The organism is Pseudoalteromonas piscicida (assembly GCF_002208135.1).
GTDB classification, from domain to species: Bacteria; Pseudomonadota; Gammaproteobacteria; order Enterobacterales; family Alteromonadaceae; genus Pseudoalteromonas; species Pseudoalteromonas piscicida_A.
Window position 1 is genome coordinate 509,770 of record NZ_CP021646.1, and the last position, 25,751, is coordinate 535,520.

26 protein-coding genes are annotated in these 25,751 nt (G+C 43.4%); 18 read left to right on the top strand and 8 right to left on the bottom strand.

Features of this window, described 5'->3' with window-relative positions; translation table 11 throughout:
- The first annotated feature begins 20 nt into the window (after positions 1 to 20).
- The 6 genes from B1L02_RS02455 to glpG all read left to right on the top strand — a co-directional run bounded on the left by B1L02_RS02455 (position 21) and on the right by glpG (position 5,373).
- Positions 21 to 1,088, top strand: a complete 1,068-nt coding sequence (locus B1L02_RS02455) for a glycosyltransferase family 9 protein (protein WP_088529779.1) — start codon at positions 21 to 23, stop codon at positions 1,086 to 1,088.
- Complete coding sequence (gmhB, locus tag B1L02_RS02460) at positions 1,081 to 1,635, top strand: D-glycero-beta-D-manno-heptose 1,7-bisphosphate 7-phosphatase (protein WP_088529780.1); 555 nt, start codon at positions 1,081 to 1,083, stop codon at positions 1,633 to 1,635. Before B1L02_RS02455 ends, gmhB begins: the two co-directional genes overlap by 8 nt.
- 225 nt (positions 1,636 to 1,860) lie before the next feature.
- Positions 1,861 to 3,057, top strand: a complete 1,197-nt coding sequence (locus B1L02_RS02465; protein ID WP_088529781.1) for a glycine C-acetyltransferase — start codon at positions 1,861 to 1,863, stop codon at positions 3,055 to 3,057.
- A gap of 44 nt (positions 3,058 to 3,101) precedes the next feature.
- Positions 3,102 to 4,127 (top strand): L-threonine 3-dehydrogenase, encoded by a 1,026-nt coding sequence (gene tdh / locus B1L02_RS02470; protein WP_010374618.1) that lies wholly within the window; start codon positions 3,102 to 3,104, stop codon positions 4,125 to 4,127.
- A 104-nt stretch (positions 4,128 to 4,231) separates the two neighbouring features.
- The gene (gene glpE / locus B1L02_RS02475) at positions 4,232 to 4,549 is read left to right on the top strand and encodes a thiosulfate sulfurtransferase GlpE (protein WP_010374619.1); all 318 of its coding nucleotides are present in this window, start codon (positions 4,232 to 4,234) and stop codon (positions 4,547 to 4,549) included.
- Positions 4,546 to 5,373, top strand: a complete 828-nt coding sequence (gene glpG, locus B1L02_RS02480) for a rhomboid family intramembrane serine protease GlpG (protein ID WP_088529782.1) — start codon at positions 4,546 to 4,548, stop codon at positions 5,371 to 5,373. Before glpE ends, glpG begins: the two co-directional genes overlap by 4 nt.
- A 53-nt stretch (positions 5,374 to 5,426) precedes the next feature.
- Here the strand turns inward: glpG and B1L02_RS02485 are convergent, their stop codons facing one another.
- Complete coding sequence (locus tag B1L02_RS02485; protein WP_010374621.1) at positions 5,427 to 5,822, bottom strand: flagellar basal body-associated protein FliL; 396 nt, start codon at positions 5,820 to 5,822, stop codon at positions 5,427 to 5,429.
- A 157-nt stretch (positions 5,823 to 5,979) separates the two neighbouring features.
- Here B1L02_RS02485 and B1L02_RS02490 point away from each other — a divergent pair, with 157 nt between their 5' ends.
- Together B1L02_RS02490 and ubiA are read left to right on the top strand one after the other, a co-directional pair.
- The gene (locus B1L02_RS02490) at positions 5,980 to 6,504 is read left to right on the top strand and encodes a chorismate--pyruvate lyase family protein (protein WP_223191942.1); all 525 of its coding nucleotides are present in this window, start codon (positions 5,980 to 5,982) and stop codon (positions 6,502 to 6,504) included.
- Positions 6,497 to 7,360, top strand: coding sequence for a 4-hydroxybenzoate octaprenyltransferase (gene ubiA / locus B1L02_RS02495; protein ID WP_088529784.1), 864 nt, complete (start codon positions 6,497 to 6,499; stop codon positions 7,358 to 7,360). The genes B1L02_RS02490 and ubiA overlap by 8 nt, the downstream gene beginning before the upstream one ends.
- A 55-nt stretch (positions 7,361 to 7,415) precedes the next feature.
- Here ubiA and B1L02_RS02500 read toward each other — a convergent pair whose 3' ends face one another.
- From B1L02_RS02500 to B1L02_RS02510, 3 genes are all read right to left on the bottom strand, one after another.
- The gene (locus B1L02_RS02500; protein WP_017216523.1) at positions 7,416 to 8,318 is read right to left on the bottom strand and encodes a LysR family transcriptional regulator; all 903 of its coding nucleotides are present in this window, start codon (positions 8,316 to 8,318) and stop codon (positions 7,416 to 7,418) included.
- 108 nt (positions 8,319 to 8,426) lie between these two features.
- On the bottom strand, positions 8,427 to 9,950 hold the full coding sequence (locus B1L02_RS02505) for a DUF3369 domain-containing protein (protein ID WP_088529785.1): 1,524 nt from the start codon (positions 9,948 to 9,950) through the stop codon (positions 8,427 to 8,429).
- A 58-nt stretch (positions 9,951 to 10,008) separates the two neighbouring features.
- Positions 10,009 to 10,407 carry a DUF2721 domain-containing protein gene (locus tag B1L02_RS02510; RefSeq protein ID WP_010374626.1) on the bottom strand — a complete coding sequence of 133 codons (399 nt, stop codon included), beginning with the start codon at positions 10,405 to 10,407 and terminating at the stop codon, positions 10,009 to 10,011.
- A gap of 109 nt (positions 10,408 to 10,516) precedes the next feature.
- Between B1L02_RS02510 and B1L02_RS02515 the strand changes: the two genes are divergently transcribed.
- From B1L02_RS02515 to tsaD, 3 genes are read left to right on the top strand one after another with little or no spacing between them, the layout of a single operon-like run.
- Positions 10,517 to 10,864 (top strand): DUF2007 domain-containing protein, encoded by a 348-nt coding sequence (locus B1L02_RS02515; protein WP_088529786.1) that lies wholly within the window; start codon positions 10,517 to 10,519, stop codon positions 10,862 to 10,864.
- The gene (locus B1L02_RS02520; RefSeq protein WP_088529787.1) at positions 10,848 to 11,441 is read left to right on the top strand and encodes a YjaG family protein; all 594 of its coding nucleotides are present in this window, start codon (positions 10,848 to 10,850) and stop codon (positions 11,439 to 11,441) included. Before B1L02_RS02515 ends, B1L02_RS02520 begins: the two co-directional genes overlap by 17 nt.
- Before the next feature lie 49 nt (positions 11,442 to 11,490).
- On the top strand, positions 11,491 to 12,504 hold the full coding sequence (tsaD, locus tag B1L02_RS02525; protein WP_088529788.1) for a tRNA (adenosine(37)-N6)-threonylcarbamoyltransferase complex transferase subunit TsaD: 1,014 nt from the start codon (positions 11,491 to 11,493) through the stop codon (positions 12,502 to 12,504).
- Between the two features lie 3 nt (positions 12,505 to 12,507).
- On the opposite strand, the gene plsY is transcribed toward tsaD, so the two are convergent.
- Entirely contained in the window at positions 12,508 to 13,098 is a 591-nt protein-coding gene (gene plsY, locus B1L02_RS02530; protein ID WP_088529789.1) for a glycerol-3-phosphate 1-O-acyltransferase PlsY, read from the bottom strand.
- A 124-nt stretch (positions 13,099 to 13,222) separates the two neighbouring features.
- Here plsY and folB point away from each other — a divergent pair, with 124 nt between their 5' ends.
- From folB to B1L02_RS02545, 3 genes are read left to right on the top strand one after another with little or no spacing between them, the layout of a single operon-like run.
- Entirely contained in the window at positions 13,223 to 13,573 is a 351-nt protein-coding gene (folB, locus tag B1L02_RS02535) for a dihydroneopterin aldolase (RefSeq protein ID WP_017216518.1), read from the top strand.
- Between the two features lie 7 nt (positions 13,574 to 13,580).
- Entirely contained in the window at positions 13,581 to 14,069 is a 489-nt protein-coding gene (gene folK / locus B1L02_RS02540; protein ID WP_088529790.1) for a 2-amino-4-hydroxy-6-hydroxymethyldihydropteridine diphosphokinase, read from the top strand.
- Positions 14,066 to 14,866 carry an undecaprenyl-diphosphate phosphatase gene (locus B1L02_RS02545; protein WP_010607635.1) on the top strand — a complete coding sequence of 267 codons (801 nt, stop codon included), beginning with the start codon at positions 14,066 to 14,068 and terminating at the stop codon, positions 14,864 to 14,866. The genes folK and B1L02_RS02545 overlap by 4 nt, the downstream gene beginning before the upstream one ends.
- Before the next feature lie 394 nt (positions 14,867 to 15,260).
- On the opposite strand, the gene B1L02_RS02555 is transcribed toward B1L02_RS02545, so the two are convergent.
- Positions 15,261 to 16,217 (bottom strand): methylenetetrahydrofolate reductase, encoded by a 957-nt coding sequence (locus tag B1L02_RS02555; protein ID WP_069022749.1) that lies wholly within the window; start codon positions 16,215 to 16,217, stop codon positions 15,261 to 15,263.
- A gap of 270 nt (positions 16,218 to 16,487) precedes the next feature.
- Here B1L02_RS02555 and B1L02_RS02560 point away from each other — a divergent pair, with 270 nt between their 5' ends.
- Entirely contained in the window at positions 16,488 to 19,364 is a 2,877-nt protein-coding gene (locus B1L02_RS02560; protein ID WP_088529792.1) for a M16 family metallopeptidase, read from the top strand.
- A 71-nt stretch (positions 19,365 to 19,435) separates the two neighbouring features.
- Here the strand turns inward: B1L02_RS02560 and B1L02_RS02565 are convergent, their stop codons facing one another.
- The gene (locus tag B1L02_RS02565) at positions 19,436 to 19,843 is read right to left on the bottom strand and encodes a diacylglycerol kinase (RefSeq protein ID WP_088529793.1); all 408 of its coding nucleotides are present in this window, start codon (positions 19,841 to 19,843) and stop codon (positions 19,436 to 19,438) included.
- Positions 19,844 to 20,086: 243 nt separating this feature from the next.
- Between B1L02_RS02565 and cysE the strand changes: the two genes are divergently transcribed.
- On the top strand, positions 20,087 to 20,908 hold the full coding sequence (gene cysE / locus B1L02_RS02570; RefSeq protein ID WP_045987778.1) for a serine O-acetyltransferase: 822 nt from the start codon (positions 20,087 to 20,089) through the stop codon (positions 20,906 to 20,908).
- A 50-nt stretch (positions 20,909 to 20,958) separates the two neighbouring features.
- Here cysE and xseA read toward each other — a convergent pair whose 3' ends face one another.
- Positions 20,959 to 22,296, bottom strand: a complete 1,338-nt coding sequence (gene xseA / locus B1L02_RS02575) for an exodeoxyribonuclease VII large subunit (protein ID WP_088529794.1) — start codon at positions 22,294 to 22,296, stop codon at positions 20,959 to 20,961.
- A 131-nt stretch (positions 22,297 to 22,427) separates the two neighbouring features.
- On the opposite strand from xseA, the gene guaB reads away from it, so the two are divergent.
- Both guaB and guaA read left to right on the top strand, forming a co-directional pair.
- Positions 22,428 to 23,897 (top strand): IMP dehydrogenase, encoded by a 1,470-nt coding sequence (gene guaB / locus B1L02_RS02580; RefSeq protein ID WP_088529795.1) that lies wholly within the window; start codon positions 22,428 to 22,430, stop codon positions 23,895 to 23,897.
- Between the two features lie 105 nt (positions 23,898 to 24,002).
- Positions 24,003 to 25,577: a glutamine-hydrolyzing GMP synthase gene (gene guaA, locus B1L02_RS02585; RefSeq protein WP_088529796.1), complete on the top strand. Its 1,575-nt coding sequence runs from the start codon at positions 24,003 to 24,005 to the stop codon at positions 25,575 to 25,577.
- Positions 25,578 to 25,751: the final 174 nt, after the last annotated feature.

Sequence of the window (25,751 nt, forward strand, 5' to 3'; positions counted from 1 at the left end):
TCAAGCGCTTGTTACTTTCCATGAGAACTATTGTTTTGAGCAAATCCTTGACCTCTATTTGTATTTTGCGACTTTCTGCGATTGGCGACGTGTGCCATGCAGTGAGTGCTGTACAGGCGATCCAACGCGCACATCCGCAAGCGAAAATAACGTGGGTGATAGGTAAAGTGGAAGCTATGTTGCTGGCTGACTTACCCGGCGTTGAGCTCGTCGTATTTGACAAAAAACAGGGTAAAGCCGCGCTCAAGGCGTTAAAGGCAAAGTTCAAAGGGCAAAAGTTTGACGTATTACTCCATATGCAGGTCGCGTTACGAGCTAACCTTGTTGCGCGAGTTATTCCTGCAAAGCAAAAAATAGGCTTTGATAAAGGGCGCTCAAAAGAGTTACACAGTTTGTTTATTAACAAGCGGATCGAACCTCAAAAGTCGCCACATGTGCTCGAAGGTTTCCAAAACTTTGCCCGTGCAATTGGAGCTGAATGTGGTGAGCCGACATGGCAGATGCCAGTGACGGCAGCGCATCAAGCTACGGCAAAATCGCTGTTGCCCGAAGGGAAAGTGTTTGTGATATCGCCAGCGGCAAGTAAAGCCGAGCGCAATTGGCTTCCTGAGCGTTATGCTAGGGTTGCAGATCATGCTGCTGCATTGGGGTTTCAGGTGGTGATAACGGGTGGCCCGACGGAGCTTGAGCAAAACTTAGCAGCCGAAATTCAAAAACACAGCCAAGCTGAGTTATTAAACTTAGTGGGAAAAACTGACTTGAAAACCCTACTTTGTGTGTTGGAGCAAGCCGAATTGGTGCTAGCACCTGATACCGGGCCTGCTCATATGGCTGTGACAGTTGGAACGCCGGTGATCGGTTTATATGCTCACTCCAACCCAACTCGCACAGGGCCATACCTATATCAAGACTATGTGGTTGAGGTTTATCATCAAAATCTCATTGCGCAAAAGGGCAAAGCCGCTGAGCAATTACCGTGGGGAACACGCGTAAAAGGTAGCGAACTCATGTCTCAAATTTCCGTTGATGCCGTAATTACGATGTTTGAGCGAGTAATAAAAGAGCAGGGGATTGTTACCAATGCATAAGGCTGTATTTTTAGACAGAGACGGCGTTGTTAATAAAGATCACGCCTATGTTCATCAAATCGCGGATTTTGAGTTTATCGACGGGGTATTCAGTGCCTGCCAAGCATTTAGCAAAGCCGGTTATAAAATTGTGGTCGTGACGAATCAGTCGGGCATTGGCCGAGGTTACTATGATGAAGCACAATTTCACGCGTTAAGTGAGTGGATGTGCGCGCAGTTTATGGCGCATGGTGTTGACATCGCAGGTGTTTATTTTTGTCCTCACCACCCTGAAAAGGCACAAGGCCCATATAAAGTAGAGTGTGACTGTCGTAAGCCTGAACCTGGGATGCTGCTGCAAGCGATAGCCGAGCATGACTTGGATCCTGCGCAAAGTATTATGATTGGTGATAAAGTCTCAGACATTAAGGCTGCCCGCGCTGCTGGCGTAAAAACAGCCATTTTAGTTGAGTCTGGGCAGAGTTTTAGTCAAGAGCAACAACAGCTCGCGGATAAAGTATGTGCTTCGTTGGCGGAGGTACCAGCCGTATTATCTTTGTCTGAGTAAAATAAAGTTTGCTGCCAGTTGTCGCAAATCGTGCATTTATTGTGTGAACCTTTTAAAATAAAGATATCTTTTAATGTACCAGGTATGATTGAATTGGTACGTTCCAATTAACTTGAGCTAATTAATATAGAATAAGCGCAAGCGTTAACTTCTGATAGTGAGAATGACAACCGCCTATGGCGATGCGTAGCTTACTATCACCGTGCAAAAAATGGAGACTCCCAGATGAGAGCATCGGCCTTCTACAGCCAGCTTCAGCAACAAATTGAAGAAGTAAAAGCTGAAGGATTATATAAAAAAGAGCGTATTATCACTTCTCAGCAGCAAGCTGAAATTGCAGTATCGACTGGCGAAAGTGTAATTAATTTCTGTGCAAACAACTATCTAGGTTTGGCGAATCACCCAGCGCTAATTAAAGCGGCGCAAGGCGGCCTTGATGACCATGGTTTTGGTGTCGCGTCGGTGCGCTTTATCTGTGGTACGCAAGATATTCACAAAACGCTTGAAGCAAAGATCAGTGAATTTCTAGAAACAGAAGATACTATCCTTTACTCTTCATGCTTTGATGCCAATGCTGGCTTATTCGAAACTATCTTGGGCCCTGAAGATGCAATTATCTCGGACTCATTAAATCACGCTTCTATCATTGATGGTGTGCGTTTATGTAAAGCTAAGCGTTTCCGCTACGCAAACAACGATATGGCTGATCTTGAGCAGCAGTTAATAGCCGCTGATGAAGCTGGTGTGAAAACCAAGCTTATCGCGACCGATGGCGTATTCTCAATGGACGGCGTTATCTGTAACTTAAAAGCGGTTTGTGACTTAGCGGATAAGTACGACGCGCTAGTGATGGTTGATGATTCACACGCAGTAGGTTTTGTTGGTGAAAATGGCCGCGGTACACCGGAATACTGTGGTGTATTAGACCGAGTGGATATTATTACAGGAACGCTTGGTAAAGCGCTAGGTGGTGCATCGGGCGGTTATACCTCTGGTAAGAAAGAAATCGTAGAATGGTTACGTCAGCGTTCTCGTCCTTACTTATTCTCAAACTCGCTGGCTCCTTCAATCGTCACCGCTTCAATCAAAGTGTTAGACATGATGAAAGAAGGCGACGCCCTACGTGCTAAACTATGGGATAACGCAGCTTACTTCCGTACTAAGATGGAAGCCGTTGGCTTTACTTGTGCGGGTAAAGATCACGCCATTATTCCTGTCATGTTAGGCGATGCCAAAGTAGCCTCAGAAATGGCTGACAGACTGTTAGCTGAAGGGATTTACGTAATCGGTTTCTCTTATCCAGTCGTACCAAAAGGTCAAGCTAGGATCAGAACACAAATTTCAGCTGCGCACACTACTGAGCAGCTAGATAAAGCAATCGAAGCCTTTACCCGTATTGGTAAAGACCTAGGCGTCATTTAATTTTGTCACCGGCATTAAGTCGGTGCAGCTAACGAGCGAATACTATGAAAGCATTATCCAAGTTGAAAGCTGAAGAAGGAATTTGGATGGCGGATGTGCCAAAACCGGAAGTAGGGCACAACGATCTATTGATCAAAATCCGTAAAACGGCAATTTGTGGTACCGACGTACACATCTACAAATGGGATGAGTGGGCACAAAACACGATCCCAACACCAATGGTTGTGGGACACGAATACGTGGGCGAAGTGGTCGATATGGGCCAAGAGGTACGCGGTTTTAGCATTGGCGACCGAGTGTCTGGTGAAGGTCATATCACATGTGGTCATTGTCGTAATTGTCGTGCTGGTCGCGTGCATCTATGCCGTAATACTATTGGTGTCGGCGTAAACCGCGAAGGTTCATTTGCAGAATACTTAGTTATTCCTGCTTATAATGCGTTTAAGATCCCTGACAACATTTCTGACGAACTCGCCTCTATTTTCGACCCATTCGGTAATGCAGTGCACACCGCATTGTCGTTCGACTTAGTTGGTGAAGACGTACTCATTACTGGTGCGGGCCCAATTGGTATTATGGCTGCGGCAGTGGCGAAACACGTTGGTGCGCGTCATGTGGTGATCACAGACGTAAATGAATATCGCCTTGAACTTGCCACTAAAATGGGTGCTACGCGAGCAGTAAATGTTGCAAGCGAAAGCCTAGAAACGGTTATGAAAGATCTTGGTATGACAGAAGGCTTCGATGTTGGACTTGAAATGTCAGGTGTTCCTTCTGCATTTAAAGGCATGTTAAACAGCATGAACCATGGTGGTAAGATTGCAATGCTGGGCATTCCTCCTTCTGACATGGCGGTGGATTGGAACCAAGTGATCTTCAAGGGGTTAGTGATCAAGGGTATTTACGGCCGTGAAATGTTTGAAACTTGGTACAAAATGGCAAGTTTGATCCAGTCAGGCTTAAACCTTGATCCAATCATTACACATCAGTTCCATGTTGATGACTTCCAGACTGGCTTTGATACGATGATTTCAGGGCAATCAGGTAAAGTTATTCTGAATTGGGATTAATGCTCAACTTTGCTTAGTGCATGAATGAGTAGTTATAATAGAAAGACGGCTAGGTCGATAAGGCTTAAGCCGTCTTTTATTTTTTAGTTTTAAATGGGTAACACATGTCTTTTAAACATATTTCAGTAGCAGACACACAAGCGCTTTTAGGCAATGATGATGTTGTGGTAGCGGATATTCGCGATGAAAATACTTTTGCACAAGGGCATATTCCAGGCGCTGAACATTTATCTAACGCTAATCTTGCGCATTTCATGCAGGAGAAAGAGTTTGACCAACCAATCGTGGTTGTGTGTTATCACGGGATCTCCTCACAAGGCGCGGCCAACTATCTAGTAGAGCAGGGCTTTGAAGATGTTTACAGTATGGATGGTGGTTTTACGCAGTGGGCAAGTGAGTTGCCAAACGAGATTGAAAAGTGAAATTAATAGCCCATTACCACAATGCACGGCTTGCACAAGGTGCGGTCGATTATTTTAAGACACAAGGGATTTATTGTGTTTTGCAAAGTCATGATGGGCAACAAGTTGAAGTTTGGCTAGAGCATGGTGATGAAGCACTTGCCATGCGCCTTTGGCAAATGTTTTTGGAACATCCCGATGCTGAGTTATATCAAGCGGCTTCTTGGCAAACGGGAAGTACACAGGGGTTATTTAGCTATCAAGGCCAAAACTTAAACTTGGTGCGGCGCTTTGCGGGATTAAACTGGTTATTGCAGGGCGTTTTTGGTGTCAGTATTATTATTTTTGTGGCCATGTTATTTGGTGACGCTAATGGCATCTTTTCTGCACTACGTTTTTCCCTAGATAAACCTTGGACTTGGATAGCACCTACACTCATACATTTTAGCGCCATACATTTGATTTTTAATTTAAGCTGGTGGTTACACCTTGGAGCGCAAATTTCAGAGAAACTCGGGCTCTGGGCATTAGTTTGCATCTACTTTGTAACCGGCTTAACCAGTAATTTTATGCAGTTCCTATTCGTTGATGCTAATTTTGGTGGACTAAGTGGTGTGGTCTACGGGCTACTAGGCTTTTGCTGGGTAATTGGTCATCGAAATCCTGCCGGAACCGCTTTGGTCTCTAAGCCTGTTATTGGTTTTATGCTGCTTTGGATGCTGTTTGGATTTACGGATATGTTTTTTATTAACATGGCTAACTGGGCGCATTTGTTTGGATTACTATCAGGTATGTTGGTTGCGATATTTTGGCCTATCAACAGGCTGCTTAAAGAGAGTAGCTAGTTACTTCGAACTCGGGATCTTGCGCTTCCGAGTTCGTGTATGAGTTGATTCGGTTAGTGATATAAATATTTGGTAAAAAGCACATCACGAACAATCTCCTGCCCAGTTTCTTCTTTTAGCAGTGTCTTTAGCTTTTCAGCACAGCGTTTTCTGATTTCTTCTCTGCCAGTTAATGATTTAATGGTTTCTTCGTTTTCTTTACTCAGGATCTGTACGATCGCATCTCTTAGTAGAGGAGTATGGTGTTCAACCACGGCAATATTCGCAACGTCATTTAACATTAGGTCAACGGTAACACGGACATAACCAAGCTTTTTGTTGGACTGGCCTATGTAGTTTGTGATGATATCTGGCTCAAACCCGAAATACCCAATAGTTGAGTCCGCTTTTACAGGGAAAGCCGTGGTTAATGCAATGCATAGTGTGAGTACAACAGCCAACAGTCTCATGTTTAATTAGGTATCCCAATACAAATTACTTTTTACTTAGTTTATACATAATTGCGTTGATTTTACAGGTAGCTTCAATACAAACATAAACTTTTTAGAAAGCGTCTGCTCTGCTATTATGACCGCGGATTTTTAAAACGGAAATAGAACGTTGCCTTTGCAATTACCCTTAGAGCTCCCTTGGCTGAAAAACACGCAGTTGGTGGATGTTGAGCCTGCACTTTCTCCCTACTTACTAGAGACTCAATCTCTAACCGCAAAATTAAAAGACACTTGTGAGAGATTTTCAGTGACTGTGCTTGCTAATGAACACAGGAACGCTCCTGATGCCTTACGTTCGGAGCTTTCTGAACAGGTTTGGTGTCGAGAGGTAACGTTAAATTGTAACGGTAAAGCGGCTGTATTTGGACAAAGTTGGCTCAATGAGGAAGCATGTATCGTCGGCATGGATGCAATTGGTGAAACACCGTTAGGTGAGTTATTGTTCACTGATTCAAATTGGCAGCGTGGAGCACTTGAGTATCTTCGCTTATCTACTTGCGACTATCCTGTGTTTATTGAACTCATGGCACCAATCCGTAGTGTCCCTAAAAGTTTATTTGCCAGAAGAAGCTGGTTTAAAAACGGTAAGGCAAAAATTTTAGTTTGCGAAGTCTTTATATCGGAAAGCTTTTATGATTGATAACCAGAAATGGCAAGCTTACAGCCAACTTATGCGATTAGATAAGCCCATCGGGACTTTACTATTATTGTGGCCAACGCTTTGGTCACTGTGGTTTGCAGCTGGAGGTGTGCCAAGTATTTGGCTCATTGTTATCTTTGCGATGGGTGTGTTTGTAATGCGCAGTGCGGGGTGTGTTATCAATGATTTTGCAGATCGCAAGGTTGATGGGGCTGTAAAGCGTACGGCGACAAGACCGCTTGCAAGAGGTGCTGTGACGAGTAAAGAAGCACTAGGTCTATTTGCTTTTTTAGTTGTAATCGCTTTTATTCTGGTGCTTTTTTTAAATTGGCAGACTATTGCGTTATCCTTTGGCGCGCTAGTGTTGGCCTCTATCTATCCGTTTATGAAACGTTATACAAACTTACCGCAAATCGTGTTAGGGGCTGCCTTTAGCTGGGCAATACCAATGGCCTTTATGGCAGTAAATCAGAATGTGCCAGTGCTTGCTTGGGTCTTGTTTGCTGCTAATTTAATTTGGACGGTCGCTTATGACACTATGTACGCCATGGTAGACAGGGATGATGATTTGAAAATTGGGGTAAAATCTACAGCGATTTTATTTGGCAAATGGGATCTCCATATTATTGCGCTACTTAACCTCACATTTGTCGCGATTATGGCGGCAGTTGGTATGGCGTTTGAGTTGAATCTTGCTTTTTGGTGTGGCTTACTCGCTGCCTCAGTGTTACTTATTAGACAACAATATGTCATACGCCACAGAGATAGAGACAAATGTTTTTGGGCTTTTTTAAACAATAATTATGTTGGTTTGGCGATTTTTGTAGGAGTCGTGCTGGGGTTTTTACCGCTCTAAAGCAGGTTATTAAAAACGGGCAAGCAATGTAGATTATTTGCCCGTTTTTTAGCAACTAATAAGTTACTGTTTGCTTACTAGATGAAGATGCAGCATCTTCAATTAACTCAAGCAAATGGTTTATATGTGCATTTGAACCAACTTGATGATTGGTTTGTACAATCAATTGTTCTCTGTCCAATGCCTTATTGGTTTTTAAGAAAACTAAGTTAGGATCTTGTGCGATGGTTTTTGAATGTTCGATACTTGCGATTGCAAAGCTATTGCTATTCTTCAAACCATCAATAACTTGTTCAATATTACCAATTTTAACGCTCGTTGATTTATTTAACGAGTCAACGGCTTCATTTAACATACTTTGTACTTGCTTCGACTGTGAGAAACAGCCATACATAGGGTATTGCGTTAATTCGGCTTTTCTAATGCTGTCCTGATTTGCCAGAGGGTGGTTTCTCGAAACAAATAAAACTAACTGATCAGGCAGGTGAATATCACTCACTATGCTATTCGCACTTTGTAAATATACGCTGATATCAATCTCACCAAGCTGCAGCTTACGCGTAAGCTCCAACTCATCTTGCAACTGCATTTCGATCTTTACATTAGGGTACTGAGCTAAAAACTGACCGCAAGAAACTGGCACGATGCTACTAGCTTGAGTCGTATAACCAATAATTAACTTTTGGTTATCACGGCCAAACAAGCTTTGCTTAATGGTTTTCTTGGTTAGATCGAGTTCTGATAAGGTTGTTTTGCAATACTTTAAAAACAGCTCACCTTGTTCAGTCAGTTTTACTGAACGTGTTGAGCGTTTAACGAGTTCACAACCTATTTCATCTTCAAGGGTTTGGATGCTTCGAGTAAGCGCTGAAGTACTGATCTGGGTTTGTTCTGCGGCTTGTCTAAAATGTCTTAGATTACCTAATGCTACGAACTGCTCGAGTTGTTCAAATCTCATGTGAAATTCCTTTTAATTTCAACTAAAACACATTTATTACGTCTTTTCCCAATAATAATACACCAAACGGGAAAAAGAAAGTGAAGTTTTTACATTCTGATTACAAAGTTAGTCAGGATACCTGTCACGTATCTCAATAAATTGTTCCAGATTTTTTAGAAAAAGGTCAACCAATTTAGGTTCAAATTGTTTACCACTTTGAGTATTTAGCAAATCTATTACTTTATCTAGTGGCCAAGCGGGCTTGTAACAGCGCTCACTCCCGAGTGCATCAAATACATCCGCCAGCGCGGTGATCCTGCCGACGATGTTAATTTGCTCTCCCTTTAAACCTCTAGGATACCCTGAGCCATCCCACTTTTCGTGATGCTGATGGGCGATTAATGCGCCACATTGCAAAATCTCATTTGTTGAATTTTTTAAGATTTCAAAACCTTGCTGCGCATGGGTCTGCATAATTATCCATTCTTCATCAGTGAGTTTTCCAGGCTTATTTAAGATTTGATCTGGGATACTGATTTTTCCAATGTCATGGAGCGGTGAGGCAAGTTTAATGATTTCTGCCTGGTAGTGAGAGAGGCCATAAAGCTGAGCTAAAAGCATACTATAATGTGCCACGCGTTTTACGTGTGAGCCCGTTTCTTTTGAGCGTTTTTCGACGGCTTCACCAAGAATATAAGAAAGCTCTTTTTGAGAATCTTTGACGGTCTCACGTAACTTTAAATTGTCATAGGCTAGCGCAATGTTGTTTGCAAAAAATTCAAGTAGCTGGAAGTCCATGCTATGAAGTTCGCTATCTTTACTTACGTAAATCATCGTTTCACTCCCTTCTCGTGAAGGGAAATAGCCGATATATTCGTTACGGGTTTTTATCGATGCTTTTTTATTATGTGTTTCTATAAACAGTTTTTGTACATTCTTAGGCAAGGTAACATTACTTGGCTCTACGCCCGCTCCTGAGGCTGCAAGTAGTTTAAATTTTGTCGGCTCATTGGCTTGGTGATTTATCGCTGCTGCACAATATATTTCCGAATCAGATAATCCCATTACGGCGGATACATGGGATAATATGGTTGATGCAAAATCTTGAATATTGCTACACTTCAAAAAGTTAGAAGATGCATCAATAATGCGTTCAAGTCCCATTTTGTGTTTTTCGATGGTTTGAATATCTCGGTGAGCGCGCAAAGCAGAATAGAGTAGTGTTTTGAGCTTGACGGCAGTGAGTTCGGTTTTGTTCTTATAGTCATTAATGTCGTAATCGCGAATGACTGATTCTTCCGGGGCTTCTCCTGGTTGACCTGTACGAAGTACAAGACGAATATCAAAGTTTTCCAAGTCATCGCGGATATATCGTACTAAATCAAGCCCAGCATGATTACTTTCCATTACAACATCAATTAGGCCTACAGAGATATTTTGCTCCGTGTCCAAAATGGCTTTTGCTTCTTGTGCTGAGTAGGCATGATGGAATCTCAGTGCTTTATTCTCAAACTTAAAGCCAGACAACACCAATTTAGTCACTTGGTGAATATCTTCTTCATCATCTACAACCAGAATATCCCAGTAGTTATCTGCCATTTTATTCGTAGGGCTTTCTAGCACTTCATCTGAGAACAAGAATCCGCTCACAGATTGCTCCTCTTTTTATGCTGACTCAACGTTAGTATAGTCGGCAGTAACAAGGTCGCTAATCTTGTTGAGGTTTTTTCTCGATATTTTGCAATTCTAGTTCGATTGCATCGCAAGAAATGTGGATTTCATAAAGTGAAAGTAACAACGACAACGTTAGGCTGCAGAGGCTAGCACCAAACAATGTGACGCCAAGTAAGGATATTTCAAGGAACAAGGCAAACATTGAAGAAGTACAAAGTAAAAACGCGATTACGCCCCATACTTGCATTCGTCTGATTAATCTAATTCGTTTTCTTAAATTTTCTATTTGTGCTTTGACCAAGGATCTTATGGTGTCGCCTTCTCGGGCGTTTAATTCACGGATCAATTGTGCGAGCACCAAAAAGCGATTGGTGTAAGCGAGCAACAGTAAAGAAATTGCTGGGAATAGTAGGCCCGGTGTTGTTAGAGTCATAGTTGTATTTTAATGGAATATCTAGATGTTTAAGTGTGATGATTATGAGTGATTTTATCAAGAAACAAATGAGCACATTGAGTGCTTATTCAATCGTGAAGATAATACAATGAGTGAACAGCCTTTTCATTGGGTGCAGTTATGCGCTATCGGTGGCTTTGTTGATGCCCATCTGCTCAAAGGTCAACTAGAGCAAGCGAATATTCAAGTTCGTTTACAAGGTGAACATTTGTCAGGCGCAATCGGTGAAATTCCAGCAGAGCAAGCTGCTATCAAGCTCTTTGTTTATGCAATAAAGTTACCCGAGGCTCGAGAAATATTGGTAAACTATAACAAATCACGTCATCGCAGTGCCGCTGAACTTTCGGATTGGCTGTGTAACCACTGTGCAGAATTAAATGGACCAGCGTTTGAATATTGCTGGCAATGTGGAAATAAGCATGAGCAAAGCAAATAACTTTCAAAGAATTAGAGAGTTAAATTATCTTCAAAAGGCAGTCTTAGGTGCTGCCATTATTGAGCGTATGTTGCCAAACTATTCACTATTTAGCGAGGCAACGGGTTTTGGCGACGAGCAGGTGCTCAGAAATGCACTTAATTTAATTTGGGAGAAAATATTACTGCCAAAGAGCAAAATTAGCTTAGAAAAGCTGGTTGAAAAGGTAGAACCTAATGTGCCGGAGCTGAGTGATTTTGATATGTTTGGTACGTACCCTGCAATCGACGTAGCTACGGCGTTGTTAGGCATGTTGCAAGGCCTGATGACAAAAGATGAACATGAGTTTGTTAGCGTTGCCAAAATTTCTCAGGCAACGGTCGCTAAGTACATCGAGTTTATGTTGATGGCGGAGGATATATCTCCAACGAATGAGTTGGTTCGTGAGCACCCGCAGATGCAGTATGAAATCGAAATCCTCGCTGAGCTTATCGAGCATGTCGAGAATATGGGGCGTATTAGCAGCGAATCGGTGAAGTCGCTAAAGGCTTTGGCACTCGCTGACGGCCAAACAAATATTGGTTTGGAACTTGAGTAGTTGATTTCGTATAATCAGCGGCTGCAGTAAAGAGTTTGGAGAAAGTAACTTGCGTATTTTGGGTATAGAATCCTCATGTGATGAGACGGGCATTGCTATTTATGATGATGAGCAAGGCTTGTTGGCACATCAATTATATTCTCAGGTAAAAGTACACGCCGATTATGGTGGGGTCGTGCCTGAGCTCGCTTCTCGCGATCATGTACGCAAAACGATTCCACTTATTGAAGCTGCTTTCGCGGAAGCCGGCTGTGGTCCTAAAGATCTTGACGGTATAGCCTATACTGCAGGACCGGGGTTAGTCGGGGCTTTGCTAGTTGGCACCTCAATTGGTCGCTCGTTAGCATTTGGTTGGGGGATCTCTGCCGTTGCCGTGCATCACATGGAAGGTCATTTGCTTGCCCCTATGCTTGAAGACGATAAACCAGATTTCCCATTTGTTGCACTGCTAGTCTCTGGTGGTCACACTATGATGGTAAAAGTCTCAGGTATCGGTGAATATGAAGTACTTGGTGAATCTGTGGACGATGCCGCTGGTGAAGCATTTGATAAAACTGCCAAACTGCTCGGTCTCGATTATCCTGGCGGCCCAATGCTTGCGAAAATGGCTACAAAGGGGAAGGCAGGACGATTTACTTTTCCAAAGCCGATGACAGACAGGCCCGGTCTCGATTTCAGTTTCAGTGGATTAAAAACCGCAGCGGCAAACACTATCCGTAACGAAGGCGGTGATGAGCAAACCAAAGCAGATATTGCTCATGCCTTTCAAACAGCGGTCGTAGAAACGCTAGCGATTAAGTGTAAACGGGCACTGAAAGAAACTAGCATTAAAAGCCTGGTGATTGCAGGTGGTGTCAGCGCCAATACTGAACTTAGGCAAAAGCTTGAGCGCATGATGCTTGGCATGAAAGGGCGAGTTTATTACCCACGCACTGAATTTTGTACGGACAATGGGGCGATGATAGCTTATGCTGGAATGCAGCGCCTAAAAGCAGGTCAGCATGCACCACTTGATATGAAGACTAAACCGCGTTGGCCGCTGGATAGTCTAGAAAAAGTCTAGGCCTTAGTCTTTAGACTTTTTCCCCACTTTTGGCTCCTTACCACTTAGGAGCCTTTTGATGTTTGCTCTATGACGAATAATAATCACCACAGTTAAGAAGCTCACTGGCAACGTATACAGCGGTTTTATCCACCATGTGTAAAGTGGAGCCGCAGCGACTGCAACGATAGCCGCGAGCGAAGAGTAACGTGTTATCGCTAGCACCACGAGCCAAGTACTAATCAATAGTCCACCCAATGACAAGCCGATGGGCAACAGCGCACCAAATGCAGTTGCTACCGCTTTACCACCATTAAAGTGGAAGAAAATAGGATAGATATGACCAAGGCATGCACTTACGGCAATAGCACCTAACCATACCGGCTCTATCTTCAGAAAGTATGCTCCCCAAACTGGAATAGTTCCTTTTAAAATATCGAAGATGAGCACCAGCACTGCAGGGAACTTTCCTCCTAATCTTAATACATTGGTTGCGCCTGGATTATTAGAACCATTAAACCGTGGATCTGGAAGTTTGAACAACCGACACACCAGAATCGCTGAAGAAATCGATCCCAATAAATAAGCACATACGCACATTAAACTGATTAACACTGTCTTCCTTATTTTTTATTGCGGTGTTTTGGGCTATGATCGGCGGTCTTAAGTCCTGCATAGTTCGCGAGATGCGATTAGTAAATGCGGGTGAATTACAGCGATAAACATGTTTGGAGTTTACATGGATAAAGTCTATATCTCACAGCTACACGTCGAAGCCATAATAGGAGTGTACGACTTTGAAAAAGAAAGTAAACAAAGCCTTTACTTTGATGTTGAGATGTTGACTGATATTAGCGCCGCTGCACGTCATGACGATATTAATTTGGCGGTTGATTATGCCAAAGTAAGTGAGCGTATTATTGCGCATACTCAAGCAAAGCCGGTTGAGCTATTAGAAACTCTAGTCGAACAACTTGCCGCAATGATTCTAAACGAATTTAATGTACAACAAGTGCTTATAAAAGTGAGTAAACCCGCAGCCGTGCCACAAGCGCAAACGGTTGGTGTAGAAATCGTGCGTAAGAAGTAGAATTATCATGGCACAAATTTATATCAGTCTCGGCTCAAATATAGAAAAAGAAAAAAATTTGCTGAGTGGTTTGAACGAGTTGATCACACACTTTCCGAATTTTCAACATTCGAATGTTTTTGAGAGTGAAGCCGTCGGCTTTGCAGGGAATAACTTCTATAACTCAGTCTTTGCTGCAGAAACGGAAATGTCTTTGGATGACGTGTATAAACTACTCAAATCGATAGAGTACGATCATGGTCGTCGCTGTAGTGAAAAGAAGTTTAGTCCACGCACATTAGATCTCGATATTCTCTTTTATGACCACCTTATTTGTTCATCACCCGCTCAGTTGCCTCGGGATGAAATAACCAAAAATGCCTTTGTGCTTCAACCATTAGCTGAACTGGCTCCTGATTTTATCCATCCTGTTGAGGGTAAAACCATTGCTCAGTTATGGCAGGAGTATCACAACCCAACTCAAAAATTATGGAAAGTGGAGTTTCCCAAGCAATGAGCTTTATTGAGATTGTCGTCCTTGCAATTATTCAAGGTCTCACTGAATTTTTACCTATTTCGAGTTCTGCCCACTTACTACTACCTTCTCAGGTACTAGGTTGGCAAGATCAGGGCCTTGCCTTTGATGTTGCTGTTCATGTTGGTACTTTGCTGGCTGTCGTTATTTATTTTCGACAAGACATTGTCAGCCTACTGGCAGGATGGTTCAAGTCATTCTCAGGTACGCACTCGAAAGAAAGCCGGCTGACTTGGTGTATTGTGGTTGCCACCATACCATTCGTGATCTTAGCTCCACTACTTAAAGATATCGTAGAAGTTTATTTACGTAGCGCTTGGGTGATTGCAACATCGACGATAGTATTTGGTTTACTGCTTTGGTATGCCGACGTGAAAGCGAAACAAATCAAAGACGAATTTGCCTTAAACTGGAAAAGCGCATTGATACTGGGGCTTGCGCAAATTACCGCTGTTATTCCCGGCACATCGCGTTCAGGCATTACCATCACCGCAGGTTTATTACTCGGGCTTGATAAGAAAAGTGCGGCGCGCTTTTCGTTTTTAATGTCTATTCCGGTCATTTCTATGATGGGGCTGTATTACAGTTTAGAGCTCGCAACAGGCGATGAAGTGGTTGATTGGAATGCACTATTAAGTGGTGCGGCACTGTCGTTTATCTCGGCTTATGCCTGTATCTTCTTTTTCCTGAAAATTATAGAGCGCATGGGCATGATGCCATTTGTCATTTACCGCTTGTTACTTGGGGTGGGATTAATCGCTTTCTTGAGTCTAAGTTAATCTGGGCTTTGAATAATCCAGCAAGGTTAACAGAAAAGCCAGCTTGATGAAGCTGGCTTTTTCAATTTACTAGGGCCTGTTGGCCTTCGCTGTTTGACTTTTGTTCTCCTGAGTGTGTTTTGGTCGCGACGCTCGACTTGCCGCCTAGTAATCTAGGCAAAAGTTGAGCAACAATGAACAAAGCGCACTCAGGTGAACCCAAAGGCCAGCGCTTGATTGGTATTTCTTCTGTGTTGCCCCACAAGGATGTGGGGTAAGGTGACTTTGCAGGAGCACAAAGTCTTTATCGCCAGATTTACATAGAATGACTATGCCACGCAGGCTCTGTCTTGTATAAATACCAATCAAACTGCTGCAAAAACAAACTTGGAAGATCAACAGGCCCTAGAGTGCATTAAGCAATTTGCTTTTCCGCAAGGCATAATTCCATGGTCGCTTTCAACAGTCTATAAAGGTTTATAGACGCATCAATTTCTTCTTTGCGGTTTGTTAAGCTCTCAATATTTAGGCCGAGAGAAATATCTAGATGTGAGCAGCTCTTTAAGATTTGATCAAGATTTTCTCTGCAAATACGGATTGATTCACTTAGCGTATTATCCGCATCTAACATGCGCCATTTAGTCGCTTCTGGCACTGAGATCCCCAACCACTCCATAAACTGTAAGGTCTTTTCTCCACCACATGGAGTAAAGGTAAGAATAATGCGCTTTGGTGTTTGCCCTTGCTGTTTACAGGTGCGAGCATAACTCGTGATAAGATCTATGGTTGCTTGAGCATCATACACCGCTTGGGAAACAAAGAATTGGCAGCCTTGCTCTGTTTTATCAATCAGCCTTTCGTGTTCATTACGCTTACTGGCGTGGCGCTCTGCAATGGTCACACCACCCAAGAAAAAGTCATCTTGGTGATGCTTCAGTACTTTATAGGCTTCAGAAAGCGGCAACTTAATGTCGCCTTGTGAAGACGGACTACCCACTAATACTAGATTGTTTAACCCATATTGTTGTTTAGTGCTGCTTAACCAATTACCGAAAGCTTCACTATCGCGCTGTGCCACGCTTTTATACGTAATTACATCAAGATGCGACAATTCGCGGATCAACTGGCTATATTCACACGGATCAACGGTGTGCTTAAAAGGAAATGGACGTGGTACTTGAGTACGGCTGCTTTCATCTTGAATGTCATAGATGATCACGCCGTCGTATTCAATCTCATGTAAACGGCCCAAAAGTTTAGCGGCAATTGATTTTAGCTGCTCTGGGTCGGTGCCAATCTTAGGTGGTGTGGTACCAATTAAATATACCCCTTGGTTAGGGTCAATGATTTTCTCTTGAAGCGTTAAAGCCATAATCCTCATTCCACAAAAGCATTTCTGTATCTCTTTACTAATATAGCAGCCATTTAGACGTCTAGATAGATTTTTTTAATGAAAGAATTTCAATAATTATGAATTTATCTCAAGTGCTCAAACCAAAATTTCATATTTGTTTACACATTAGGGTGGTAAATCACCTTGGAAATTAGCGAATTAGTATGACTTTGGGGCATAATCAGGAGGTTTGCTAACGTAAGTGAACACGACTTACTTAGAATAAAAAATATGATTAGGACCAAATTCATGAAATTCAAATTACTAGCAACCAGCTTTGCCGTAAGCTTAGCGCTTAGTGGCTGCGCAGCGACGAATTCAGACCAAGCTCAACAGTCAGCTGTAAGTACTCAAGCTGCCCAATCCAATAAAGTATTCGCCCAAGATTATGTTTTGGAAGAGCTAGAAAATGGCCTTCGCGTCATGGTAGTTAAAACTAACTATCCTGATGTGGTATCGCTACAAATTCCGGTTTCTGTTGGTTCGCGTAATGAAGTAGAAGCGGGTAAAACCGGCTTTGCTCACTTCTTTGAGCATATGATGTTCAAAGGCTCAGAAAAGTATCCGCAAGATGTTTATTCAGACATTTTGAAAAATTCAGGTGTGGATAATCGCGCCTACACGACCAATGACTACACTAACTATCACCTAAATTTCTCGAAGCAGCATTTAGATAAAGTATTAGAAATCGAAGCAGATATTTTTCAAAATCTGACTTACAGTGAAGAGCAGTTCCGTACTGAAGCACTAACCGTGAAAGGTGAATACCTTAAAAATAATGCCAGCCCAGTTCGAAAACTGCTTTCTGCGGTAAGAAAAGAAGCATTTGATAAACATACCTATAAACACACAACGATGGGCTTTTTTGAAGACATCGAAGCAATGCCTGATCAAATGGCCTATGGTAAAACCTTCTTTGAGCGTTTTTACAAGCCTGAATATGTATCACTTGTGATCGTAGGTGATGTAGATCCTAAAGCAACTATGGCTATGGTGAAGAAGCACTGGGGTAATTGGAAAAAGGGTGACTACCAAGCCGATATTCCTGTTGAGCCAAAGCAAGACAAAGCGCGTTACGTTCACGAAAAGTATGATGGCTTACCGGGTCACTGGTTGCTAGTTTCGTATAAAGGCGCTGCATGGGAGCCGAAGAAAAAAGACCGAGCGGCACTTGATTTGATCTCGCAGCTTTATTTCTCTGAAAATTCAGCGTTGTATCAAGAGTTAGTGGTAGACAAACAGCTTGCAAGCCAAATGTTTACCTATAACCCTGAAACCAAAGACCCAGGTCTTCTGCATGTTTTCGTTAAAGTAGAAGATGAAAAAGATTTAGCAACCGTGCGTGATGCAATCAATAACACTTACGCAAAAGCACGCACAGAGCTGGTAGATGAAAATAAACTTGCTGCACTTAAATCAAACCTAAAGTACAGCTTTATTAACGGCCTTGACTCATCACAATCTATTGCTTCGACACTTGCAAGCTACATGCATTTTGAGCGTGACCCCGAAGTGGTGAATGAACTGTATGCAAGTGCAGATAAAGTCACAGCAAAAGATATTCGTGATATTGCCAATAAATACTTTGTGGACAGCAGCCGCACCACGGTGACGATGTCTGCGCTTGAATCTGTGCCTGGTTTTGATAAAGAAGTTAACTTAGATAAGTTAGTGGCAAAAATGGACAAGCCAGTAACGCGTCATTTCAACGTATTAGACAAGACCAATAACTCACCGCTGGTAGATGTGAACTTTCTTTTTTACACAGGTGCTGCTGCCGATCCTGCAGGTAAAAAAGGTCTTGCTGCGCTTACTGCAGCTATGATTGCCAATGGTGGAAGTGAGTCGCAATCATACAAAGAAATTCAAAAGGCGCTGTACCCGATTGCTGGTAGCTTTGGCTATCAAATCGATAAAGAAATGATTTCTTTACGTGGTCGTATTCATAAAGACAATGCCGACCAGTGGTATGGCATTGTGAGTCAGCAGCTTTTGAGCCCAGGGTTCAGAGAAGATGATTTTAAACGCCTGAAAAAAGAGCTAATCGACGGTATTAAGGCAGGTTTGAAAGCGTCAAATGATGAAGAGCTAGGTAAAGAAGTGCTCTATCACGAGCTGTACAAAGGCCATCCATACGAAAGCTATAACTTTGGTGATCTATCAGACTTAGAAGCAATCACATTGGATGACGTTAAGGCCTTCTATGCTGAGCAATTTACTCAAGCTAAACTAAACGTGGGTATCACAGGTGCACTCGATAAACAGCTAAAAGAAGCGATGTTTAACGATCTTGCGGCTTTACCTAAAGGTGAAGAAGCACGTTTACAAGTGCCTGATGCCCCTAAGCTATCTGGCCATCATGCAACCATCGTAGAAAAGAATGCAAAATCAACGGCGGTCTCATTTGGTTTCCCAATCGACACCGTTCGTAGCAGCAAAGATTGGGCTGCGCTTTGGTTAGTGCGTTCATACTTTGGTGAGCACCGCAGTTCAAACAGCCACTTGTACCAGCGTATCCGTCAGGTTCGTGGTATGAACTATGGTGACTATGCTTACATCGAATACTTTCCGCGCGGTATGTTCCAAACTAAGCCGGATGCAAACTTAGGCCGTAGTGAGCAAATTTTCCAAGTGTGGCTACGCCCACTTCGCTCTAATAACGATGCCCATTTTGCAACGCGTACCGCATTGTTTGAACTCGACAAGCTGATCAAAGAAGGGATGAGCAAAGCAGATTTTGAAGCGACACGTAACTTCTTGATCAACTTTGTGCCGCAAATGGTGGCGAGCCAAGATAGACAGCTTGGTTATGCGTTAGATAGCCAGTTCTACGACACGGAAGAGTTTGTTGCTTATGTGACAAAGCAGCTAGAGTCGCTGTCTGTTGAAGACATCAATCGTGTGATCAAAGAGAATTTGCAGACCAACGATATTCACTATGTGTTTATCACCGGTGATGCCAAAGATATGGCGCAGCGTTTAAGTGCTGAGCAGTCATCTCCTATGACTTATAACACGAAAAAGCCTGATGTATTACTGGCAGAAGATGCTGAAATTGCTACATATCCGCTGAATATTCCAAGTAAGAATGTTAAAACGTTAGATGTAGAAAAAGTGTTTGAATAACTATTAATAAGTAATAAAAATGGCGGCTAAAAACTTAGCCGCCATTTTTTGTGTCAAAACCACGCGTAATATTAGGTTATGGTGTTGAACCACTCCACTGCGGCAGCTATCCAAATTAACGAGCTAATTAATAATGTCAGCGTAACGGCCGCTGACGCCATATCTTTTGCACGACCAGATAGTAAATGGTGCTCGGTACTCACTCGATCTGTCAGCGCTTCGATTGCCGAGTTGATAAGTTCTATGACCAATATCAACAGTACACTACCGACCAATAAGGCCCACTGAGCAATACTTTGCGCCAATATGATTGATAAAGGAAGACTTGCCACCAGTAGCCACGTTTCTTGTCTAAATGCCGACTCTTCTTTATAGGCTGCTTTCATTCCTTTCGCTGAGCAATGCGTTGCTTTGATTATCCGCGCAAGCCCTGTGCCATTTGGTTTGTTGGTATTCGTTGTCTTGATCTTTATCGACATATTAGCGATCCCGCGTTGGTAGTATTCAATGGGGCGTTATTATACGAAGATCTGTTCAGTTCGACAGTGCTAAATTGTAAGAATACTTGGGACTGTGTTGCCGCTATGGCTTTGAGATAGAAAAAGGGAATTGGTTATTAGATATAACCAAGTGTTTGAAGCCTGATTTTTTATAATACATGACACTCAATGACTCTAAGCGTTACACTATGAGAAGTATCAGTATTATCGGAAGTTCGTCACATGAGACATGAGATTTGGAATAAGTTACGCGAAGAAGCCAATGAGTTGGTTGCTCGCGAACCACTGCTTGCTAGTCACGTTTACTCGAGTATTTTAAATCACGAGTGTCTTGGTTCTGCACTGAGCTTTATCGTCGCGAATAAGCTAGCGGATGCCGTGGTCTCAGCATTTACAATTCGCGAGCTGTTCGATCAAGCCTTTGTGCACTGCGATACCATGCTGACTCATGTTGCACATGATATAAAAGCGGTTAAAGATCGCGACCCGGCTGCCGATAGTTATCTCAACGTAATTTTAAATCTGAAAGGTTTTCATGCAATCCAAGCACATCGATTGGCATACTGCTTATGGCGTCAAGACAGAAAAGAGCTGGCTCGCTTTATACAGAGCAGAACCTCTGAAGTATTCGGTGTTGACATCCATCCTGCTTGTAAAGTCGGTCATGGTATTATGTTTGACCATGCGACTGGTATAGTCATTGGTGAAACCGCAGTTATTGAAGATAATGTTTCTATTTTGCAATCAGTTACGCTTGGTGGTACGGGTAACGAGCAGGGTGACCGTCACCCGAAAATCCGCGCCGGTGTATTGATTGGCGCGGGTGCTAAAGTACTTGGCAACATTGAAGTAGGAGAGGGCGCTCGAATTGGGGCAGGTTCCGTTGTACTCAGCCCTGTTGCACCGCATACTACTGTGGTGGGCATTCCTGCTAAGGTGGTTGGTAAGCCGTCTTGCCCATGTCCTGCCGAGAGCATGAACCAAAACTTCCTCGAAGATGATGATAAGCTCGAAAACGAGTCAATCACTTCAGCGATGTTGTAAGGTTATTAGATTAAAAATGGGGAAATCAACTTCCCCATTTTTATATCCACTTATTGGGTTGCTTTTACCATAGACACCACCTCACCATCTGCAAGTTGTGTGACTATCGGCTTTTCTGGGTCGACATCCGCCACAGACTTAATCACTTTATCTTCTTGTTTAGCGATACTATAGCCTCGAGCTAGCACCGCCAGTGGACTGACACTGTCCAGCCTTGCACTTGATACCGCGAGTTGGTGCCTTTGTGTGTTAAGCTTTTGCTCCATTGCATACTGCAACTTATCACTGAGTTGTGCGACCAATTGCTTGAATTGAGCAATCCTTTGTTCTGGATGTAATCGATCAAATCGATGTTGCAGCAAATGAAATTGTGATTGCTTTTGACGTAAGTGATGAGCTTGAGCACGAATTAATCGTTGCTCTAATTCATCAACTCGCTGTGTTTGCTGCATAAGTTGATTTTTAGGGTGTTGTAGCTGCAGTCGGGCTTCAAAATTTGCCAAACGCTGTGATGCACCTTCAAGGCGACGTTTAAAAGCCTGATGGAGATATTGTAGCAATTGTGAAGTACGCTGTTTTAGCGCTTCTGAGTCTGGGCTCACTAGCTCTGCGGCCGCCGATGGGGTTGGCGCTCTGACATCTGCAACATAGTCGGAAATGGTAGTATCTATCTCATGGCCTACTGCGCTTATCACCGGAATTGAGCTGGCAAAAATGGCCCTTGCGACGGATTCCTCGTTAAAGCTCCATAAGTCTTCTAATGAGCCGCCACCTCTGCCAACGATCAATACGTCTACCTCGCGTCTAGTATTCGCCTGAGCGATTTGTTTGCAAATCTGCTGTTTGGCTTCATCGCCTTGCACTAAGGCTGGGTAAATAACGACCTGTAACTGTGGGGCACGGCGTTTAAGTACAGTCAAAATATCCTTGATGGCAGCCCCTGTCGCTGAGGTGACGACCCCCACGCGATTAATGGCACTTGGCAAAGGCTTTTTGTGACTAGCTGAAAACAGGCCTTTTGCGGCTAGCTGCATTTTAAGGGCGTCGAACTGCTGTTTGAGCAAACCTTCACCAGCAGGGGCCATTTGCTCGACTATCAATTGATAGTCGCCTCGCGGTTCATACACTGACACTCTAGCTTGTACCATTACCTGCTGACCATTGGCAGGGCGGTGGTTACAGTAACGATTATTACCTCGCCACATGGCCGCTTTTATCTGTGCTTTGTCATCTTTTAGAGAAAAATACCAATGCCCTGAGGCCGGAGCAACAAAGTTTGAAATTTCTCCGGTAAGTTGTACAGAGGCAAAACCTTGTTCTAAGAGCGCGCGTATTTCTCTGTTAAGTCTTGATACAGAATAGGTTTTATTATTATTGGGGTATCCCATGTTGGCCTCCATAAAAAATTCACAGTCACTTTATCACATTTTTTGCTAAATTTTATTTACTCCCATAAGGAACGCTGATAAAATTCGCACGCAATTCCTTATACTCAGTTCACTTGAGAGAAGCCGCGAACATGCTAAGAATTGCAAAAGAAGCCCTTACCTTTGACGACGTACTTTTAGTACCAGCTCATTCAACTGTTCTTCCTCACACAGCAAACCTGAAAACGCGTTTGACTCGTGGGATTGAATTAAACTTACCGCTTGTTTCCGCTTCAATGGATACAGTGACAGAAGCACGCTTAGCGATCGCTCTGGCACAAGAAGGTGGTATTGGTTTTATCCACAAAAACATGACTATCGAAGAACAAGCTCGCAACGTACGTAAAGTTAAGACGTATGAAGCGGGTATTATCTCTTTCCCTGTGACAGTTACTTCTGATCTTACGATTGCAGAAGCAATGGAACTTGCACAGGACAAGGGGTTCTCAGGTTTCCCGGTTGTTGGTGCAAACAACCAACTTGAAGGCATTGTAACTAGCCGTGATATGCGTTTCGAAACTAAGCTAGAAAAAGCAGTTTCAACGGTCATGACTAAGAAAGATGACTTAGTGACCGTAAAAGAAGGCGCATCTCGTGAAGAGATCCTTGGCCTAATGCACGAACACCGTATCGAAAAAATCTTAGTGGTTGATGACGCATTTGCACTAAAAGGCATGATCACCGTTAAGGATTACCAAAAAGCGCAAGATAAACCAAACGCATGTAAAGATGAGCAAGGCCGTCTGCGTGTTGGTGCTGCTGTTGGTGTCGGTGCTGGTACTGATGAGCGTATTGCTGCTTTGGTTGAAGCGGGTGTTGATGTACTACTAATCGATACTTCTCACGGCCATTCTCAAGGCGTTATCGACCGCGTTAAAGCCACGCGTGAAACTTATCCAGAACTACAGATCGTTGCAGGTAACGTAGCAACAGCTGAAGGTGCAATTGCACTGGCTGACGCTGGTGCGGATGCCGTTAAAGTAGGTATCGGCCCAGGTTCTATCTGTACTACTCGTATCGTTACGGGTTGTGGTGTACCTCAAATTACCGCGATTTCAGACGCAGTTGAAGGCCTAAAAGGCCGTGATATTCCAGTGATTGCTGACGGTGGTATCCGTTTCTCTGGCGATATCGTGAAGGCGCTAGTTGCTGGTGCTTCATGCGTAATGGTCGGTTCAATGCTGGCGGGTACTGAAGAGTCTCCTGGTGAAGTTGAACTGTACCAAGGCCGTTACTACAAGTCTTACCGTGGTATGGGTTCACTTGGTGCGATGAACCAAAAAGAAGGGTCGTCTGACCGTTACTTCCAGAAGAGCGATGCTGCTGACAAACTAGTACCTGAAGGCATCGAAGGCCGCGTAGCATACAAAGGACCAATCGCAACGATTATCCATCAGCAAATCGGTGGTATTCGTAGTGCAATGGGTCTAACTGGATGTGCAACCATTGAAGAATTAAATACTAAGCCGCAGTTTGTCCGTGTGACTTCTGCGGGGATGGGTGAGTCTCACGTACATGACGTGCAGATCACCAAAGAGGCGCCTAACTACCGTATGGGTTAAGCCTCAAGGCGTGTTTCTGGGCTAGCAAATTGCTAGCCCTTATTACTTTTGATAGAGGCGCAATGCGGCTTTATCCTGTTTAGTTCCTAACTAACGAGATTATCAATGAGCAAAGATATCCACGATTCCCGAATTTTGATCTTAGACTTTGGTTCGCAATATACTCAGCTAATTGCACGTCGTGTACGTGAAATAGGTGTTTACTGTGAACTTTGGGCTTGGGATGTGACAGAAGAGCAGATCCGTGAGTTCAATCCTCAAGGTATCATTCTATCAGGTGGCCCAGAGTCAACGACGCTTGAAGGTAGCCCAAAAGCACCAGATTACGTATTCGAAGCAGGCGTGCCAGTACTGGGTATCTGTTACGGTATGCAGACGATGGCAATGCAGCTTGGTGGTCAGGTTCATAGCTCAGATAAAAAAGAGTTCGGCTACGCAAAAGTAGAGAAAGTAGGTGACTGTAAGCTATTTGAAGCGATTGAAGATCACATCGAAGATGGTGCAGGTTACCTAGACGTGTGGATGAGCCATGGCGATAAAGTTGCTAAAATTCCAGATACGTTCAAAACTTCAGCGAGAACGGATACTTGCCCTCATGCGGCAATGTCTTGGGAAGAAAAGCGTTTTTACGGTGTACAGTTCCACCCAGAAGTAACGCACACTCAGCAAGGTTTGCGTTTACTAGAGCGTTTTGCAATTGATATATGTGGTTGTGAAAAACTATGGACGCCTGAGCAAATCATTGAAGATGCAATTGAGCGTATCAAAGAGAAAGTAGGGGATGACGAAGTTATCCTTGGCCTATCTGGTGGTGTTGATTCGTCAGTGGTTGCAATGCTTATTCACCGTGCGATTGGCGATAAGCTAACCTGTGTATTTGTTGATAATGGCCTACTGCGCTTGAACGAAGGCCAGCAAGTAATGGATATGTTCGGTGATAAGTTTGGTCTGAACATCATCAAAGTAGAAGCTGAAGAGCGCTTCCTTAACGCGCTGAACGGCTTAAACGACCCTGAAGACAAACGTAAAGCAATTGGTCATACCTTTATTGAAGTATTCGATGAGCAAGCAAGCCAGCGTGTGAATGCGAAATGGCTAGCACAAGGTACGATTTACCCTGATGTTATCGAATCGGCAGCATCAAAAACCGGCAAAGCGCATGTGATCAAATCTCACCACAACGTGGGTGGATTACCTGAAGATATGGAGCTTGGTCTGGTTGAGCCACTACGTGAACTATTTAAAGACGAAGTTCGCAAGATTGGTCTAGAGCTTGGCCTACCATATGACATGCTTTATCGTCACCCGTTCCCAGGCCCAGGTCTTGGTGTTCGTGTACTTGGCGAAATCAAGAAAGAATACTGTGACTTACTGCGCCGTGCTGACGCTATCTTCATTGAAGAGCTACATAAAGCGGACCTTTACCACAAAGTGTCTCAGGCATTCGCCGTGTTCCTACCTGTACGCTCTGTTGGCGTGATGGGCGATGCACGTAAATACGATTGGGTGATCTCACTACGTTGTGTTGAAACGATTGACTTTATGACGGCACGTTGGTCACACTTACCATACGAGCTACTAGGCCACGTTTCAAACCGTATCATCAATGAAATCGATGGTATTTCTCGCGTGGTTTACGATGTATCAGGTAAGCCGCCAGCGACAATCGAGTGGGAATAAGCTTGTTTGTAAAAACTTAACCTAGCTTTCGTTAGATTAAGAAAAGGCCAGTCAGTATTTCTGACTGGCCTTTTTTATGAATTTTTACTTTCCTAAAAACCTTTCGGAGGTATTCGGTTTCTTCGCAGTGATGTTTATAGTGATGCAGGCCTGCTATTTTTTTGGGGCCGTGGC